Origin of the sequence: Bradyrhizobium sp. CCBAU 45384, assembly GCF_028128665.1 — a bacterium.
In the GTDB taxonomy this organism is placed as follows: domain Bacteria; phylum Pseudomonadota; class Alphaproteobacteria; order Rhizobiales; family Xanthobacteraceae; genus Bradyrhizobium; species Bradyrhizobium manausense.
Map to the genome: position 1 here is coordinate 96,241 of NZ_LBIZ01000115.1, position 17,199 is coordinate 113,439.

The window sequence follows — 17,199 nt, forward strand, 5'->3', positions numbered from 1 at the left end:
GCGCATATCAAAAAATCTGGGCTGTCACGATCGCGTAGGCGATGAACACAACGCCCAGTCCCCACACCATGGCCGGAATCTGTGACCGCCGGCCGACCGTTACTTCCAGTGCGATGTAGCTCAGTGTCCCCAAGGCCATTCCGTTGATGAGGTTGTTGGTCAGCACGGTGACGAGCAACGTCAGAACGATCGGAACCGCATTGCCGAGATCGGTCATGTCGATGCGGGCAAGGCCCTGCATCATCAGCACCCCAACCAGCACCAGCGCAGGTGCGGTTGCTTGCGATGGGATGATGACAAAGATCGGCCAGAAGAACAGCGCCAGGAAGAAGAACCCGGCCACGGTCAGCGACGTCAGGCCGGTGCGGCCGCCGGCCTGCACGCCGGTGATCGATTCGATATACGCCGTCACCACCGACGTGCCGAGCAGCGGGCCGACGATGGACGCCGTCGCATCGGTCGCAAAGGCCGCGGTAGCATTCGGGATCGAGCCGTCCGGCTTGCGCAGATTGGCAGCGCCCGTCACGCCGATCAGCGTGCCCAGCGTCGAAAAGAATTCGGCACACAGGAAATAAAACAGCAGCGGCAGTGCCACGACGAAATGGCTGAAGAGATAGCCGACATCGAGCGCCATGAAGGTGCTGGTCGGCCAGCGCGGCCATGACATGATCGCTGATGGCATCGACGTCACCATCTTGCCATTGGCGCCCGGAACGAAGAAGCCGATCACGGTGAGCAACACGATCGACAGGATCAGCGCCGCCGGGACCCGGCGGACCACCAGCACCGGCGTGAGCAGGAGGCCGAACAGCGTCAGCAGCACGGGCGGGCTGCGCAGCGATCCCATGGCGATGTAGGTCGACGGATTCTGGACGACGAATCCGGCGCCTCGCAGCGCAATAAACACGATGAGAGTGCCGACCGCCGCCTGGATGCCGATCTTCAGCGCTTCCGGCACGTCCTTTGCGACCTTCTCGCGCAGCTTCGACAGGCTGAGGATCAGGAACAGCACGCCGGTGAAAGCGACCATGGCGAGCGCGCCCTGCCAGGGCATGCCCATCTGCTTGACGATGACATAGGTGAAGATGACATTCGATCCCATCGCGGGCGCGACCGCGAGCGGCAGGTTGGCCCACAGTCCCATCATCACCGAACCGAAGATCGCGGCCAGCGCCGTGGCGCTGACGAGATCGGCGCGATCCATACCGGCGTTGGACATGATCGCGGGATTCACGGCGATGATATAAGCCATGGCCGCGAAGGTGGTCGCTCCGGCCATCGTCTCGCGCCCGACACTCGTGCCACGCTCGGTGAGGCGGAAGGCCCGATCGAGCAGCCCGGCAGCTCCCCCTGGCGCCGGCTCTGCAGAAGCAGCTTGCGGCTTCGTCATCTCGTCCATCCCAGTCCTCCTACCAGACCACCGGGTGCGCTTCGCCCGTCTGCACATTGATGAAACCGAGCGGCGCCTGCTCGCACGGCGCCACCAGGACCCAGCTCCATGGCGCACAAGTCAGCGTTGCAAACATGAGCCTTTCAGGAAATCCCGGATACCAGCGCGGCCGGAATGTCGGCTCGTACATCCAGTCGACCTTGCGGCCTTCCGCATAAAGCGCCTGCATCTCGGCATCGAGCGCCTGCGCCGAGCGGCAGCTCATCAGCCCGCCGACCTCGAAGCGTACGGTGGCGACGAGCTTCCCCTCGCGCACCAGCGCCCATCCGCCCTGAAGCTCGACCAGCGCGTTCACCGCCTTTGCCATCGCCGCGTCGGACGAGCCGACCACCCAGATATTGTGCTTGTCGTGCGCCACCGAGCAGGCGAGCGCCGTTTCCGGCGTGCGCGGTCCGCAGCCGCGCCAAAACATCTTGGCGACACGACCGTCGCCGGAAAAGCGGTCGATGATGGCGAATTTGGTAATGGCTTCGCTCTCGTCGCGCTGCACGGCCCCGCCTCGCACCGGCAGGTCGAGCGTGTAGAACTCCGGATGCCAATGGAAGGGGCGGATCACCGCCGCCTTCATCGTGCTCCGGCCAGGCTCGGCCCGCAGCTCAAAATCCTCGGGCTTGATCGTGCGCTTGATGTTGACCGTCTTGGTCGCCCACTCCGGCCATTCGATCCTAGGCACCTCGCCGAGATAGCGCTTGCCTTCGGACACCTGCGCGCCGTCGGCCCACACTTCGGCGATCGTCAGCTTGGCGACATCCGACAGCAGCACGACGTCGCCGAAGCGCCCCGGCGCCAGACTGCCGACGAACGGCGTAAGGCGCATGTGCCGCGCCGGGTTGATGGTGAGGCACTGGATTGCGACCTCAGGCGCAAGGCCGGCCTCGATCGCGACCCGCGCATTGTGATCGCTGGCGCCGAGTTCGAGCGTGTGACTGGCACTGCGGTCGTCAGTGGTGAAGGCGACCTGCGACCAATCCTGCAAACCCTTCGCAAGCAGCCATTTGACGATCTCGTCCATGGCATAGACGCGCAGCTCGACAAACAGGCCCCGCGTGAGCTTGTCCCAGGTCTCCTCCGGAGTCTGCACCTCGTGATCAGATGCAAGCCCGGCCGCGGCAAAGGCGTTGATGGAGGGCAGATCCCGCAGGCCGGACGCGTGACCTTCGACGACGCCGCGCGCCGCAAACGTCGCCTCGATCATGCCCCAGAGCCGCTTGTAGGACGGGTTGTCCGGATTCCACACAGCCGGCCAGTCCATGACTTCGTCGAGCCCTGTGACCATCAGGCTTTCGGCCATGAAGCGTGCCTGCTCATCGCGGCCGTACCAGCCGCCGCCCCATTCATATGCGGTCGGTGGCACCGCCGAACCGGGCTGCGGAAAGATCTTGAGCGGCGAGCCGCGGCGACGTGCCTCGAACCAGAATTCGAGATTGCGCGCGCCGTTGACGTTGGAGAATTCGTGGCTCGCCTCGCAGGTCCAGGTATTGCCATGGGGCAGCACCAGCGCCGCTTCCCATTCCGGCGTCAGATGCGAGCTTTCAATGTGCTTGTGCACCTCGCCAAAGCCGGGCACGGCCGCGAGATCCGGCCGATGCACACGCTCGCCAACCTCGCCGGGATAGCTTCCGGCCGGCCCGACCCAGGCGATGCGCCGGGCCTTGAAGACGATCTCCTGGTCCTCGCACCAGGTGCGGCTGTGCACGTCTAGTAACTTGCCAACCCGCAAGGCGCGATCGGCGGGACGGCGACCGAGCGCCGTCAGCACCAGATCCTGACGAATGCGAACCTCGTCGGGCGCGTTGATCATGAGATCGTCGGGTAACGCATTCATGGCCTGCCTCACTTTATGCCGGCACTTTCGCAGCTGCGGTCCGCTTGCGCGGCGATTTGCCGGACCTGCCACCGCGCGCGGCGGCGGCATCGCGCTGACGGACGTCCTTCAAAAGGGTCGTGAGCGCCCATTCGATCGCGTCGGCGATCTCGGCGCTCGTCATGCCGAAATCCTCGCGCATCGCATTCCAGGCCAGCACGTTGTTGAGGTAGGACGCGAGCGCCTCGGCCTGGCGGACCTCCTTCGCGGGGAGATGCGCGACCAGCGGCGCCATCGCCTTGCGATGCTGGTCGATCAGGTGCCGCCGGAAGCCGGCGCGCACCCGGCGGCCCGCCCTCGTCATCGCGATGGCGCGCGCCAGATGCGGATGACGGTCGAACCGCTTGCAAAGCTTGCGGAAGATCTCGGGCAGTTCGTCCGGCGAGGTGAAGGGAATGTAGCTGAAGACGTTGTCCTCGATCCACTCGCCGGCCGCGGCAAACAGCTCCGCGCGGGTCTTGAAGTGCCGATAGATGGTACGCTCGGCGACTTTCGCACGCTTGGCCACCGCGGCCATGGAAATGTCGTCGGCCTCTTCATCCTCCAAAGTCTCGACAAACGCCGCAACGATGCGCTGGCGCGTCATCTCGGCATACTCGTCGCGAAGGCTTGCGCCATGTCGTTCGACTGTACTCATGTCATAAGTCTGACACCTGTCGATTTGCAGGGTCAAGCCGAGACTTGAGGCACGCCTCGCCGCAACAATGGGAGGCCAACGGCCGGCGCGAGCACAACCACCCCCTGCCGCCTGAAAAATGGACTTTTGCCCGCCACCAAAATCGGATTTGCTCCGCCGACAAACAGCGCGGGCAACGACGCCGCGCCGGACACGCAAGGGAGTTGGTCATGAACGGGCTTGGCGGACTGAACAAATCTCCCAATGGCGTGGTCATCGGGCTCGTGCAATTGCAGCTGCCGAACGTCGTGACCCGTGCCGATCTTGCCAGGCAGACCGAGCGCATCGTCTGGATGGTCGGCAAGGCCCGCCGCAACCTCTCCACCATGGATCTGGTGGTGTTCCCCGAATACTCGCTGCACGGCCTCTCGATGGACACCAATCCCGAGATCATGTGCCGGCTCGACGGGCCGGAGGTCGCGGCCTTCAAGCAGGCCTGCATCGACAACAGGATCTGGGGCTGCTTCTCCATCATGGAGTTCAACCCGCACGGCAATCCCTACAATTCCGGCCTGATCATCGACGACCACGGCGAGATCAAGCTCTATTACCGCAAGCTTCATCCCTGGATTCCGGTCGAACCGTGGGAGCCCGGCGACATTGGCATTCCCGTGATCGAGGGGCCGAAAGGCGCCAAGATCGCGCTGATCATCTGCCATGACGGCATGTTCCCGGAGATGGCGCGGGAATGCGCCTACAAGGGTGCCGAGATCATGATCCGCACCGCCGGCTATACCGCGCCGATCCGCGACGCCTGGCGCTTCACCAATCAGGCCAATTCGTTCCAGAACCTGATGGTCACGGCAAACGTCTGCATGTGCGGCTCGGACGGCTCGTTCGATTCCATGGGCGAAGGCATGATCGTCAATTTCGACGGCAGCGTGCTGGCGCACGGCACCACCGGCCGCGCCGACGAGATCATCACCGCCGAGGTGCGACCCGATCTCGTGCGCGAGGCCCGCATCAATTGGGGCGTCGAGAACAACATCTACCAGCTCTGGCACCGCGGCTATGTCGCGGTGAAGGGCGGCGCGATGGACTGCCCCTACACCTTTATGCAAGACATGGTTGCAGGCAGCTATCGCCTGCCGTGGGAAGATCAGGTCAAGGTCACCGACGGCACCTCCTGTGGCTTCCCGGCGCCGACGCGGATGTTCGGCAGGACGGCCAAAGCCGCGGAATGAACGGTTTTCCGGCCGAAACCGCGACGTTCTGGCACGGTTGTTGCTCCTTTTGACGCTCAAGTTGCGTCAAACCGGGGGAATCCACCATGTCGACCATTACCGCGGCACCCACGGCTGAGCCCAAGCCGCTCTATACGTCCCTGTTCGTCCAGGTCCTGGCCGCACTGGTCCTGGGCATCATCCTCGGCGTGGCCGCTCCGGACTTTGCCATCGGTCTGAAGATCCTCAGCGACGCCTTCCTGAAGCTGATCTCGATGATAGTGGCGCCGATCGTGTTCTGCGTGGTTGTGCATGGCATTGCCGGCGCCGGTGACCTCAAGAAGGTCGGCCGGGTCGGCGTCAAGGCGCTGCTTTATTTCGAGGTCATGACAACGGTCGCGCTCGTGGTCGGCCTGTTGCTCGCCTACATCTTCGGTCCCGGCCACGGCATGAACATCGATCCCTCGACGCTCGATGCCAAGGCGCTCAACACCTACGCCGATAACGCCCACAAGCTGGCGGGCGGTGGCATCGGTGCATTCCTGATGAACGTGATCCCGACCACCTCGTTCGACGCGCTGTCGCGCAACGACGTGCTCCAGGTGCTGTTCTTCGCCGTGCTGTTCGGTGTCGGCTTGGCGCTCGTCGGCGGAGAGAAGGGTGCGCTCGTCACTTCGGTGATCGACGCGGCCTCCACGGTGCTGTTCCGCGTCATGGGACTGATCGTTCGCGTTGCCCCGCTCGGTGTGCTCGGCGCGGTCGCCTACACCGTCGGCAAATATGGCGTCGGCTCGCTGAAGCAGCTGGTTTCGCTGGTGATGCTGTTCTACATCTCGGTCGGCATCTTCGTGCTCGGCGTGCTCGGCTGCGTGATGGCGCTCGCCGGCATCAATATCCTCAAGTTCCTGTCCTACCTGCGCGAGGAATTGACCATCGTGCTCGCGACCGCCTCTTCCGATGCGGTGCTGCCGCAGATCATGAAGAAGCTGGAGCGCATGGGCGTGAAGGATTCCGTGGTCGGCCTCGTCATCCCGACCGGCTACTCCTTCAACCTCGACGCCTTCTCGATCTATCTCACGCTCGCCGTCGTCTTTATCGCGCAGGCCACCAACACACCGCTGTCCTTCGGCGATCTCCTGCTGGTGCTGGGCGTCTCCCTGATCACGTCGAAGGGCGCGCACGGCGTCCCGGGCTCGGCGATCGTGATCCTGGCCGCGACGCTGAACGCGGTGCCGAGCATTCCGGCGATCGGCCTCGTGCTCGTGCTGTCGGTCGACTGGTTCATCGGCATGGCCCGCGCAGTCGGCAACCTCATCGGTAATTGCGTGGCGACCGTGGTCGTCGCCGCCTGGGAAGGCGACCTCGACCGCGCCAAGGCGGCCAAGGTGCTCGAGGGTGGCGAGTTGGTGGACGTGACGGCGGGATAGCGCGGCGGTTCAGTCGTTCCACTGGAAGAGCGGCGTTCCGTACGCCCTCCTCCACACCGACAGGAAGCGCGGGAACCAGGAGTGCGCCACCGCGCCCTTATAGGCCCAGGTGCGATACTTCAGTCCCTGCTCCGAGATCAGCTCCTGATACCCGCCGTGCACCTCGGTCGCGGTGCGGATGTCTTTCAATATCCCTTGCGCGCAGGCGCGATAGGTATTGCTCCCCGAGAACTCGTCAAAGTCCAGCATGCGATCGGCGAACTCGACGTTGAACGTCGGCCACGACGAGCGACCCTGATAGGCCGGTGCCGCAATCTTGTGGATCATCTTGTTCCGCGGATTATCCGCCGACACCAAGAAGTGGAACGTGCTGGGGATGCGGAAGCGAGGCTCGGCGAGGATCAGATCCGTCGTGGCCGCGAACAGCGCACGCTCGCTCGGATCGTTCAGGTCCCAGAAGCCGCGATGCACGCTGACGAAATCCAGCGCGACCATGGAGGCCGGCGCGCCCGCCGGGCCGTCCAGCGAATGCCTGATGTAGCCGTCCTTGCCGAACAGGCGGAGCAGCCCTTTCTTGTACTCTGCGAGGTCGCGCCCGAGCAGCCGCTTCAGCTCATTTTCATCGACGATGCCGAGTTGCACGCCCCACACGAACGTCGTGTAGACGCAGGCATTGGTGACAAAGCGCCGGCGCTCGGCGCGGGTGTCGGTTGCCGCCGAACGAGGGCCGCTGGCGTCGCAGAGCAGATATCTGGCGCCGTCGGCATCGAACGGCTGGAGCTCGCTTGCGAGCTTCAGGGTCGCACGCTTGAGATCGCCGCCATATTCGACCAGCAGCAGGCGACCGGCATGCGCGCATTGCGACATCGCCAGATAGGACGACGCCCGCCTCTCGGCCGAGAGCATCTGCTGCAGACCAGCCAGAATACCAAGCAACGTATCCGAGGGACGCGAGAAATAGTTCACGCCGAGATATCGGCCGCGCCCCGCCGGAACGATTGTCGTCGTGACGACGTCGGCGCGAACCGCCTCCAGCAACAGGCGCACGCTCTTCTCGAGCAGGCGGGCCCGACGCACCGCATCCTGCGCGTCCATGATGGTCTCGGGGTCGAGGACGTCAGGATAGAACCAGGCAAAGTCGCGCGGATAGTAGGCGGAGGCGTGCGGAGCACCTGTGACGAGGAAAGCCTCGGTCACCGAAAAAGCGCTGTCCATCGAGTGGCGATAGAGGTCCTCGATCGCCGACAGCGAATGCTGCGACTTTCTCATGAAGCGGTCGCCAAGAAAATTCACCGCCTGAAGCGCGTTGGCGACCAAGGTCGCAGCCGCGCCCTGGTAAAACCGGTTCTCTTGATGGCTTGAGAAGGAGATGTCGCTGTTCATTTGTCTAAGTCGGCTGACGCCTGCTGAAGTTACGCCATTTTACACTTCTCTGATTCGTGTCTCTACCCGGTGACTTCCGGGCCTACGCCGCTCTCGGCTTGAAATTCTCGATCACCCTGAGCAACACCCGCGCGCCGGCGTCGGCGTCTGCAAGTTCGACATGCTCGTCGGGATGATGGCTGATGCCGCCGTGGCAGCGAACGAAGATCATGCCGACATCGGCGATGTCGATCATCGCCATGCCGTCATGCCCCGCTCCGCTCGGCAGCTCGAAGATGGAAAAACCTTCGGCTGCGATCGCCTGCGCGATCTGATCCTTCAGCCAGGGCGCGCAAGGCACAGTGCGGTTCTCATGGGTGACATCGAGCTGAAGCGCCAGTTGCCGGCGCTTGGCTATCGCCTCGATCTGGCGGACCGCGTCGGCGACCGCGCGCTTGCGATGCATGTCGGTCGGCGCGCGCATGTCGATGGTGAAGGATACCTCACCCGGAATGACATTGGTCGCGCCGGGCCTCGCTTGGATGTAGCCGACAGTGCCGACCAGCCCGTCCTCGTCGGTGCGGCAGAATTGCTCGATGGCGCCGATGCATTCGGCCGCGCCTGTGAGTGCGTCACGGCGCAGCGCCATGGGCACGGTGCCGGCGTGACCGGCCATGCCAGTCAACCGTGCCGCCAGCCGTGTCGCGCCCGCAATCGCGCTGACGACGCCGACAGGGAGATTCCGGGCTTCCAGCACCGGCCCCTGCTCGATGTGCAATTCCAGGTAGGCCAGCAGCTCGCGCCGGGCGCGCGCCGCCGCGCCGATATGGTCAGGGTCGAGGCCAAATGTGATGAGCGCATCGCGCATCGACACACCGTCCCGGTCGCGCGTGTTCAAAACGCTCTTGTCGAACGTGCCGGCCATTGCACGACTGCCGAGCAGGGTCGAGGCGAAGCGCACGCCTTCCTCGTCGGCAAAGCCGACCACCTCGATCGCGAACGGCAAACGCTTGCCCCGGCGATTGAGGTCGGCGACACAGACAATTGCCGTGATCACACCGAGCGGCCCGTCCCATTTGCCGGCATCGCGCACCGTGTCGTAATGCGAGCCGAGCATCAGGCAGGGCGCCCCCGGCTGCTCGCCGTCATAGCGGCCGCAAACATTGCCGATCGCGTCGAGATGCGCGCTCATGCCGGCCTCGCGCATCCAGCCGAGAATGACGTCCGAGGCCGCGCGCTGCTCCTTCGTGAGAAAGATGCGGGTGAGCTTGTCGCCGTCTTCCGAGATCGCCGCGAGCTCGTTGACCCGACGCACGATCTCTTCGCCGAGCGATGCATTCTGAACGGCGTTACCAGCACCCATCTCGGTCAAGCTTTCCATCCTGGAGACCGCGAGGGGGCGGTCGCAGCGTCAATCGATACAAGTTCGGTGCCAGCGAATTCAGACCAGCGCCGTCGCGAGTCAGCCGCGTGGTTAGCATGAATGTGGACGATCAGCCGGCCGCCTCCAGTCGTCCATCCGCGCGGCAGACGGTTTAAGATTGCTTAACTCCATTGCATACAATCAGGAAATACTGCCCATGATTTAATCTGACACCATCCTGATCAAAATTTGCACATTTCATATATAGCCTATTTTACAAGTAGTTACGTCGCTATGCATACCCCTTAACCTCTGGCACGAAGCTTGCGACATCCCTCCCGGGCTCCGCCAGACCGGCGCAGCCGCGAGATTGAGGCGGTCAATCCGCCAAGGGGAGCAAGCAATGGATTTTGGCAGGATTTCACGACGTCATTTGTTGCAGGGCGGTGCCGCCCTCACCCTCGGCGCAGCGGCAGGCGCCCGCCCGGCCTTCGCGGCCGAGACCACGATCGGCTTCATCTATGTCGGCTCGCGCGACGACTACGGCTACAACCAGGCCCACGCGCAGGGCGCGGCGGCGCTGAAGAAGATTCCGGGCCTCAAGGTCGTCGAGGAAGAGAAAGTGCCCGAGACCGACGCGGTCGAGAAGACGATCGAGTCGATGATCAACCTCGACGGCGCCACCCTGCTCTTCCCGACCTCGTTCGGTTACTACAATCCGCACATGATCAAGATGGCCACCAAGTACCCGAAGCTGCGCTTCGAGCACTGCGGTGGCCTCTGGACCGACAAGGACCCGAAGAACGCCGGCAGCTATTTCGGCTATATCGACGAAGCCCAGTACATCTCGGGCATCGTCGCCGGCCTGACGTCGAAGAGCGGCAAGCTCGGCTTCGTCGCGGCCAAGCCGATCCCGCAGGTGCTGCGCAACATCAATGCCTTCACGCTCGGTGCGAAGTCCGTCAATCCGAAGGCCACCACGCAAGTGATCTTCACCGGTGACTGGTCGATGCCGGTCAAGGAGGCTGAAGCCACCAACAGCCTGATCGACCAGGGTGTGGACGTGCTGACCTGTCACGTCGACGGCCCCAAAACAATGGTCGAGAACGCGGCGCGGCGCGGCGCCTTCGTCTGCGGATATCACACCAACCAGTCGGCGCTGGCGCCCAAGGCCTATCTCACCGGCGCGGAGTGGAACTGGGAAGCGCTCTATCCGAAGTTCGTCAAGATGATCGCCGCCGGCGAGGGCATCCCGAACTTCTACCGCGGCGGCCTGAAGGAAGAAATCGTCAAGACCTCGCCCTATGGTGAAGCCGTCTCGGCCGAGGCGCGCAAGGCGGCAGACGAGGCCAAAGCCAAATTCCTATCCGCGGAAGGCTTTGCCATCTTCAAGGGCGGCCTGGTCGACAACAAGGGCAAGACCGTCATTCCGGCCGGCACCGATCGCGGCCAGAAGGACCCTGAGCTCGAGAAGATGGACTATCTCGTCGAAGGCGTGATCGGAGCGACTTCGTGACATCAGAAACAGCGGATTCTGCCGAGGCGGTCGGGACAATTACCCCGACCGCCGACGCCGGCTTTCTGCAACGCCACGGCGGCACGATCGAGTATGTCCTGATCCCCGGCGCGGCGCTGGCCGGCGCGCTCGTGGTCTTCGGCATCTTCGTCATGATGTTCGGCAAGAATCCGCTGGATCTTTATTTCTATATGTATCAGGGCGCCTTCGGCACCTGGTTCTCCTGGCAGAATACGCTGACGCGCGCTGCGCCCCTCATTCTCACCGCGCTTTGCACCGCGCTGCCGGCGCAGCTTGGGATGGTCATCATCGGCGGCGAGGGCGCGCTGTTGATCGGCGCGCTGTCGGCGACCAGCGCAGCACTGCTGCTTCAGGGCATGCCGCCGCTCGTCGTGCAGATCGCAATGGTGATCGCCGGCGTGATCGGCGGCGGCTTGTGGATCATGCTCGCCGGCGCCTTGAGGCAATATCGCGGCGTCAACGAGACGATCTCGAGCTTGCTGCTCGTCTACATCGCCCTCGCGATCCTCAATCATCTGGTCGAAGGCATGATGCGGGATCCCGCAAGCCTCAACAAGCCGTCGACCCGCGAGATCGGCGCTGCCAACATGATCGGCTCCATCCCGGGCACCGACGTGCATTGGGGTCTCGTCTTCGGACTGATCGCCGCGGTAGCGGCCTATATCCTGATCTATCACACCGTGTTCGGCTTTGCCGCGCGCGTTGCCGGCGGCAACATCCGCGCCGCGAAAATCGTCGGCCTTGGCGTCAGCAAGCTGATCCTGACTATCTGCTTCCTCGCCGGCGGCGCCGCGGGTCTTGCCGGCATGGTCGAGGTGGCCGCCGTGCAGGGCCGCACCAACGCCAATCTCGCCGCCGGTTACGGTTTCACCGGCATCCTGGTCGCCTTCCTGGCGCGGCAAAATCCGCTCGCCATCATTCCCGTCGCGATGCTGCTCGGCGGCATCAGCGCCAGCGGCGGCTTGTTGCAGCGCCGTCTGGGACTGCCTGATGCATCGGTGCTGGTGCTTCAGGGGATCATCTTCGTCTTCGTGCTGGCCAGCGATGCGCTCTACGGCCGCATTGGATTCCTGAAGGGCAAGTCCTGATGGCTGACGGATCGATCGGACTCTGGACCGTCCCGCTCGCGGTGCTCGGCGGCGCCATTCGCGTCTCGACGCCCTTCCTGTTCGTGAGCTTGGGGGAATGCATCACCGAGCGTTCGGGCCGCATCAATCTCGGCCTCGAAGGCACACTTGTGATGGGCGCGATGAGCGCCTACGGCATCTCTTACCTGACGGGATCGCCCTGGCTCGGCGTGCTCGCCGCTGGCATCGCCGGCGCCTTGCTTGGCGCGCTGCATGCTGGCATCTGCTCACTGCCGCGCGTCAACGACGTCGCGGTCGGCATCGCCTTGATGCTGTTCGGCACCGGTCTTGCCTTCTATCTCGGCAAGCCGCTGATCGAGCCCACCGCGCCGCGCCTGCCTGCGATCGATTTCGGCTGGTGGAGCGACATCCCGCAAGTCCGCGCCGCGCTGCGCATCAACGTGCTGTTCCTGATCGGCGTGGTGCTGGCGCCGATCCTCTATTGGGCCTTCCGCATCACGCGCTGGGGCCTGCTCATCCGCACCGCCGGCGAAAGCTCGGACGCCGCGCGCGCGATGGGCCATTCCGTGCTGCTGATCCGTCTGCGCGCCACCATGGTCGGCGGCTTCCTCGCCGGCATCGGCGGCTCCTTTCTGTCATTGTTCTATCCCGGGAGCTGGAACGAGGGCCTCTCCTCAGGCCAGGGCATCACCGCGGTCGCACTGGTGATATTCGCGCGCTGGGATCCCCTGCTCTGCCTCTGGGCCTCGCTCGCCTTCGGCGGCGCGGCGGCGCTCGGGCCGGCGCTGCAATCGGTCGGCGTCACCTCTGGCTATCACCTCTTCAACGCAGCGCCCTACATTCTGACGCTGGCGATCATGATCATCACCTGCTCGCCGAAACGCACGCTGACCGGAGCCCCGGCCGAATTGTCGATCACCCGCTAGAGAGCGAAATCATGCCCGAGCGCACCATCAAGTCCGAGCCCTACGCCTGGCCCTACAACGGGGATCTGCGCCCGCAAAACACCGCCCTCATCATCATCGACATGCAGACCGATTTCTGCGGCGTCGGCGGCTATGTCGACAAGATGGGTTATGACCTTTCGCTGACGCGGGCGCCGATCGAGCCGATCAAGAAGCTGCTCAGCGTCATGCGCGAGCAGGGCTTCCACATCATCCATACCCGCGAAGGCCACCGCCCCGACCTCTCCGACCTGCCTGCCAACAAGCGCTGGCGTTCGCGCCAGATCGGCGCCGGCATCGGCGATCCCGGCCCGTGCGGCCGCATCCTGGTGCGCGGCGAGCCCGGCTGGGACATCATCGAGGAGCTGGCGCCACTGCCTGGCGAGCCCATCATCGACAAGCCAGGCAAAGGCTCGTTCTGCGCCACCGATCTGGAGCTGATCCTGCGCGTGCGCGGCATTGAAAATATCGTGCTGACCGGAATCACCACCGACGTCTGCGTCCACACCACCATGCGCGAGGCCAACGACCGCGGCTTCGAATGCGTGCTGCTGCACGATTGCTGCGGCGCGACTGACAAGAGCAACCACGACCACGCGCTGAAGATGATCAAGATGCAGGGCGGCGTATTCGGTGCGGTCTCGACCTCGGACGCCTTCATCGGAGCGATTTCGTGATCATTGGCGAGCCGCCTCCGCCGTCAGGCGCCTTCGGCGTCGATGCCCTCGCCATGACCATGCGCTTCGGCGACTTCCTGGCCCTGGACAATGTCGAGCTGAAGGTACGGCCCGGCTCATTCCACGCGCTGCTGGGCGAGAACGGCGCCGGCAAGTCCACGCTCGTCAAATGCATTATGGGCTACTATCACGCGACGGAGGGCGACATCCTCGTCGGCGGCCGCGAGCAGGCGATTGCCAATCCGAAGGATGCTCACGCGCTCGGCCTCGGCATGGTCTACCAGCACTTCACGCTGGTGCCGGCGATGACGGTTGCCGAAAACCTCGTGCTGGCCCGCGATGATGTGCCGGCCGTGGTGAACTGGCCGAAGGAGATGAAGGAGCTCGAGGCGTTCCTGGCGCGCATGCCCTTCAAGGTGCCTCTCGCCGCAAAGGTCTCAGACATCTCGGCCGGCGAACGGCAGAAATGCGAGATCCTCAAGCAGCTGTATCTGAAGCGCCGTTTCCTGATCCTGGACGAGCCGACCTCGGTGCTGACGCCGGCGGAAGCCGACGAGGTGCTCGGCATGCTCCGCGACATGGTCGTCAAGGGCGAGCTGACGATCCTGATGATCACGCACAAGTTCCGAGAGGTCATGGCCTTCGCCGACGAGGTCACGATCCTGCGCCGCGGTAAACTCGCCGGCGCCGGCAAAGTGTCCGAACTGACGCCGGATGCAATGGCCCGCACCATGATCGGCGCCGAGGAGCTGACCGTTCAGCCGCCACGCACCGGAGAAGCCGGCAAGGCGCGCCTGGAGCTGGAAAAGCTTCGCGCGCTCGACGATGCCGGTGCCATGGCCGTGCATGACGTCTCCCTCACCGTGCGTGCCGGCGAGATCGTCGGGATCGCCGGCGTCTCCGGCAACGGCCAGCGCCAGCTCGTCGAGGTTCTGGCCGGCCAGCGCGAGGCGGAGGGCGGCGAAATCCGCGTCGCCGGCGATCCCTATCACGCCAGCCGCGAGGAGATGCGGCGCCACAAAATGTCGCTCCTGCCCGAGGAGCCGCTCAAGAACGCCTGTGTCGGCGGCATGAGCGTTGCCGACAACATCGCCTTCCGCGAGTTCGACCGTGCACCTTTTGCCAGCGGCGGCTGGTGGCTCAACCGCGGCGCTTTCCGCGACGATGCCAAGAAGAAGATCCGCCAGTACAAGATCAAGACGCGCACGCCGGAGACGCCGATCTCGGCGCTCTCAGGCGGCAATGTGCAGCGCGCCGTGCTCGCCCGCGAGCTTGCGAGCGATGTCGAGGTGCTGATTGCGGCCAATCCCTGCTTCGGCCTCGACTTCGCGGCCGTGGCGCAGATCCACGCCGAGATCATGGCCGCACGTAACCGTGGCGCGGCGGTATTGCTGGTGAGCGAAGACCTCGACGAATTGCTCGAACTCTCGGACCGGCTGGTGGTAATGTTCCACGGCGAATTCGTGTATGAAGCACGGACGAGCGAGGCCGATCTCACCGAGGTCGGCCGGCACATGGCAGGGCAGTGACTGCGGAGGCGCGATGGACGGCACGAGCGAGCGCGACGAGCAGTTCCTGCGCCTGTCCTTCGCGGTGGCGAGCCGGTCCCTCACCCATGGCAACCATCCCTTCGGCTGCATCGTCGTCGGCGCCGATGGCAAGGTGCTGATCGAGACCGAGAACGGCTACATGCCTGACCATGACGGCACTGCGCATGCCGAGCGCCTTGCAGCCACGCAAGCCTGCCGCACGCTCCCTCGCGAGGTGCTGGCAGCGGCGACGCTATATTCCTCCGCCGAACCCTGCGCGATGTGTTCGGGGGCGATCTACTGGGCCGGCATCGGCCGCGTGGTCTACGGCCTTAGCGAACGCCGCTTGCGCGGCATCACTGGCAACCACCCGGAGAACCCGACGCTCGACCTGCCTTGCCGCGACGTCTTTGCGAGCGGCCAGCGACCGACCGAGGTGATTGGCCCGCTCCTGGAAGACGAGGCCGCAGCACTGCACGACGGCATTTGGACGAAGTAGGCGCAACAACATTCGATTTCGTAGGGTGGGCAAAGGCGCGTTCGCGCCGTGCCCACCATCTCTCTCGGTCGCAAAAAATGCGTGGGCACGCTTCGCTTTGCCCACCCTACGGCAGTTGTGCCTCCGCGTCTCAAAGGCAGAATGGCGCCGCACATTCCTGCGCGACGCCATCCTAACCCTGAAACCTCGGGCGATCAGAACTTCACAGTAACACCGCCGTAGACCGTGGACTCGGTGCAGCTGTGGGTGCTCTGGCCGGTCGCGGCGACCGTGCAAACGCCGGGCATGGCGTTGTGGTCGAGGCCGAACTTGTTCTGCCAGTAGCGATAGGCGACCCAGAGGTCGACGAAGTGCGAGTACTTGTCACCGAAGGCCGCCTTCGACGCGTCGAAGGTCAGACGGATCGGTTCGCTGTTCAGCTCGGTCTTGGAAGCGGTCGAGAACCGGCCGATGCCTGAGAGCGCGGGAAGACCGTTCGAGTCCCCCTTCGGGCCATACCAGCCGGCGCGGCCGCTGATCGACCAGAACTGCATGTTCGGCGGCAGGAAGCCGAGGTCCATATAGTAGTTGATTTCGACCGCCCAGGTCGCACGGTAGCTGACGTTGCCGTCCGAGTTGCAGGTCACGCCCGCGACACCAGGGCCGAACAGGCCGCACTGCGTGAAGGCGTTATGGTTCGAGAACTCCCAATACACCAATGGCGCGACGTCGACGTATCCCTTGTAGGGAAGGTCGAAGGCGAACTGCAGACCACCGACAACGTCGCGCTTTGCGGGCGCCAGGAAGTTGTTTTCGGTATTCGCGTCCATTCCGACTTCGAACGAGATGTTGTGCAGCGGGCCCATGGTGAAGGCCTTGGTGTTGAACAACTCGTTCCAGCCGAAGGTCGAACGGAACAGGCCATAGATCTCGGTGGCGCCGGCGCAGTTGCTGGCGGTGCCGTTGATGTTCACGCCCGGCGCGACACAGGGCGATGCGGGATCGTTATGACCCGACTTGAACATCGAGATCGTGAAGAAGTTGGTGCCGTAGGCCCAGAGGTCGAAGTGCGTGAACGAATAGACTTGTTTGGCGGTGGTGCCGTTGATGCTGCCATCCGGCCGGGTGCTCCACATGCCGGGGTCGGTACCCTTCGGCATCCAGGAGAACGACACGCGGTCATCGATCACTAGGAAAAACGGAAGGTCAGGCGCCTTCTTGGCCGCCTTGACCGGCAGATCTGCCGCGTGAGCCCAGCCACCGATGGCCAGCGTAGCAAGTGACAGCGCCGATGCTGCAACTGCCTTGAAGCGAAACGACATCCTGAATACCCCCAAGTTTGGACACGTAAAATGAACGTCCCTAGGGCGACACTTGCTCCGAACTCCCGAGCTGAGAAGCCTCAACTTTTTTCAAGGCATGCCGCATGTTTCGGCAGCAAACGGCGATTCACCGCGGGAAATCTGAGGGTTCTCGCGTGACGTTGCCGCGCGGAATCGACAACGCAATGCCGAACATTCCCGATTGATTTCGTTTGCGTTTCACCTCGACCGCGCAATGCAAATGCTGTTGCTCGCAACGGCCGTCACGACGATCCCGCATTGCATACGCGTGCTGGCGCGATTTTGATCAACGTCACAT

14 protein-coding genes are annotated in these 17,199 nt (G+C 63.9%); 8 read left to right on the forward strand and 6 right to left on the reverse strand.

The window, feature by feature from the left end:
* Positions 1–7 precede the first annotated feature (7 nt).
* From XH80_RS28325 to XH80_RS28335, 3 genes are read right to left on the reverse strand one after another with little or no spacing between them, the layout of a single operon-like run.
* Positions 8–1,399, reverse strand: coding sequence for an NCS2 family permease (locus tag XH80_RS28325; RefSeq protein WP_271601410.1), 1,392 nt, complete (start codon positions 1,397–1,399; stop codon positions 8–10).
* A 10-nt stretch (positions 1,400–1,409) separates the two neighbouring features.
* Positions 1,410–3,275, reverse strand: a complete 1,866-nt coding sequence (locus tag XH80_RS28330; RefSeq protein ID WP_271601411.1) for an adenine deaminase — start codon at positions 3,273–3,275, stop codon at positions 1,410–1,412.
* A gap of 13 nt (positions 3,276–3,288) precedes the next feature.
* On the reverse strand, positions 3,289–3,951 hold the full coding sequence (locus XH80_RS28335; RefSeq protein WP_271601412.1) for a TetR/AcrR family transcriptional regulator: 663 nt from the start codon (positions 3,949–3,951) through the stop codon (positions 3,289–3,291).
* 209 nt (positions 3,952–4,160) lie between these two features.
* On the opposite strand from XH80_RS28335, the gene XH80_RS28340 reads away from it, so the two are divergent.
* Positions 4,161–5,174 carry a formamidase gene (locus XH80_RS28340; protein ID WP_271601413.1) on the forward strand — a complete coding sequence of 338 codons (1,014 nt, stop codon included), beginning with the start codon at positions 4,161–4,163 and terminating at the stop codon, positions 5,172–5,174.
* An 86-nt stretch (positions 5,175–5,260) separates the two neighbouring features.
* Entirely contained in the window at positions 5,261–6,580 is a 1,320-nt protein-coding gene (locus XH80_RS28345; RefSeq protein ID WP_271601414.1) for a dicarboxylate/amino acid:cation symporter, read from the forward strand.
* A 9-nt stretch (positions 6,581–6,589) separates the two neighbouring features.
* On the opposite strand, the gene XH80_RS28350 is transcribed toward XH80_RS28345, so the two are convergent.
* Together XH80_RS28350 and XH80_RS28355 are read right to left on the reverse strand one after the other, a co-directional pair.
* Complete coding sequence (locus XH80_RS28350) at positions 6,590–7,963, reverse strand: hypothetical protein (protein WP_271601415.1); 1,374 nt, start codon at positions 7,961–7,963, stop codon at positions 6,590–6,592.
* An 82-nt stretch (positions 7,964–8,045) separates the two neighbouring features.
* Positions 8,046–9,305 carry an allantoate amidohydrolase gene (locus XH80_RS28355; protein WP_271601615.1) on the reverse strand — a complete coding sequence of 420 codons (1,260 nt, stop codon included), beginning with the start codon at positions 9,303–9,305 and terminating at the stop codon, positions 8,046–8,048.
* A 403-nt stretch (positions 9,306–9,708) separates the two neighbouring features.
* Between XH80_RS28355 and XH80_RS28360 the strand changes: the two genes are divergently transcribed.
* Genes XH80_RS28360 through XH80_RS28385 form a run of 6 tightly spaced genes read left to right on the forward strand, consistent with a single transcriptional unit; the run spans position 9,709 to position 15,579 of the window.
* Positions 9,709–10,821 (forward strand): BMP family ABC transporter substrate-binding protein, encoded by a 1,113-nt coding sequence (locus XH80_RS28360; protein ID WP_057749736.1) that lies wholly within the window; start codon positions 9,709–9,711, stop codon positions 10,819–10,821.
* The gene (locus XH80_RS28365; RefSeq protein ID WP_271601416.1) at positions 10,818–11,930 is read left to right on the forward strand and encodes an ABC transporter permease; all 1,113 of its coding nucleotides are present in this window, start codon (positions 10,818–10,820) and stop codon (positions 11,928–11,930) included. Before XH80_RS28360 ends, XH80_RS28365 begins: the two co-directional genes overlap by 4 nt.
* A complete protein-coding gene (locus XH80_RS28370) occupies positions 11,930–12,856 on the forward strand; it encodes an ABC transporter permease (RefSeq protein WP_271601417.1) in 927 nt (308 codons plus the stop codon). Before XH80_RS28365 ends, XH80_RS28370 begins: the two co-directional genes overlap by 1 nt.
* An 11-nt stretch (positions 12,857–12,867) precedes the next feature.
* Positions 12,868–13,551, forward strand: coding sequence for a biuret amidohydrolase (gene biuH, locus XH80_RS28375; RefSeq protein WP_057749745.1), 684 nt, complete (start codon positions 12,868–12,870; stop codon positions 13,549–13,551).
* Complete coding sequence (locus XH80_RS28380; RefSeq protein WP_271601418.1) at positions 13,548–15,080, forward strand: ABC transporter ATP-binding protein; 1,533 nt, start codon at positions 13,548–13,550, stop codon at positions 15,078–15,080. The genes biuH and XH80_RS28380 overlap by 4 nt, the downstream gene beginning before the upstream one ends.
* A 13-nt stretch (positions 15,081–15,093) precedes the next feature.
* Positions 15,094–15,579, forward strand: coding sequence for a nucleoside deaminase (locus tag XH80_RS28385; RefSeq protein WP_271601419.1), 486 nt, complete (start codon positions 15,094–15,096; stop codon positions 15,577–15,579).
* 194 nt (positions 15,580–15,773) lie between these two features.
* On the opposite strand, the gene XH80_RS28390 is transcribed toward XH80_RS28385, so the two are convergent.
* Complete coding sequence (locus XH80_RS28390) at positions 15,774–16,880, reverse strand: hypothetical protein (RefSeq protein ID WP_057750732.1); 1,107 nt, start codon at positions 16,878–16,880, stop codon at positions 15,774–15,776.
* Positions 16,881–17,199 lie beyond the last annotated feature (319 nt).

Coding starts and splice junctions, on each gene's coding strand:
- XH80_RS28325 (WP_271601410.1), bottom strand. CDS start 1,399: ATGGACGAGATGACGAAGCCGCAAGCTGCTTCTGCAGAGCCGGCGCCA.
- XH80_RS28330 (WP_271601411.1), bottom strand. CDS start 3,275: ATGAATGCGTTACCCGACGATCTCATGATCAACGCGCCCGACGAGGTT.
- XH80_RS28335 (WP_271601412.1), bottom strand. CDS start 3,951: ATGAGTACAGTCGAACGACATGGCGCAAGCCTTCGCGACGAGTATGCC.
- XH80_RS28340 (WP_271601413.1), top strand. CDS start 4,161: ATGAACGGGCTTGGCGGACTGAACAAATCTCCCAATGGCGTGGTCATC.
- XH80_RS28345 (WP_271601414.1), top strand. CDS start 5,261: ATGTCGACCATTACCGCGGCACCCACGGCTGAGCCCAAGCCGCTCTAT.
- XH80_RS28350 (WP_271601415.1), bottom strand. CDS start 7,963: ATGAACAGCGACATCTCCTTCTCAAGCCATCAAGAGAACCGGTTTTAC.
- XH80_RS28355 (WP_271601615.1), bottom strand. CDS start 9,305: ATGGGTGCTGGTAACGCCGTTCAGAATGCATCGCTCGGCGAAGAGATC.
- XH80_RS28360 (WP_057749736.1), top strand. CDS start 9,709: ATGGATTTTGGCAGGATTTCACGACGTCATTTGTTGCAGGGCGGTGCC.
- XH80_RS28370 (WP_271601417.1), top strand. CDS start 11,930: ATGGCTGACGGATCGATCGGACTCTGGACCGTCCCGCTCGCGGTGCTC.
- biuH (WP_057749745.1), top strand. CDS start 12,868: ATGCCCGAGCGCACCATCAAGTCCGAGCCCTACGCCTGGCCCTACAAC.
- XH80_RS28385 (WP_271601419.1), top strand. CDS start 15,094: ATGGACGGCACGAGCGAGCGCGACGAGCAGTTCCTGCGCCTGTCCTTC.
- XH80_RS28390 (WP_057750732.1), bottom strand. CDS start 16,880: ATGTCGTTTCGCTTCAAGGCAGTTGCAGCATCGGCGCTGTCACTTGCT.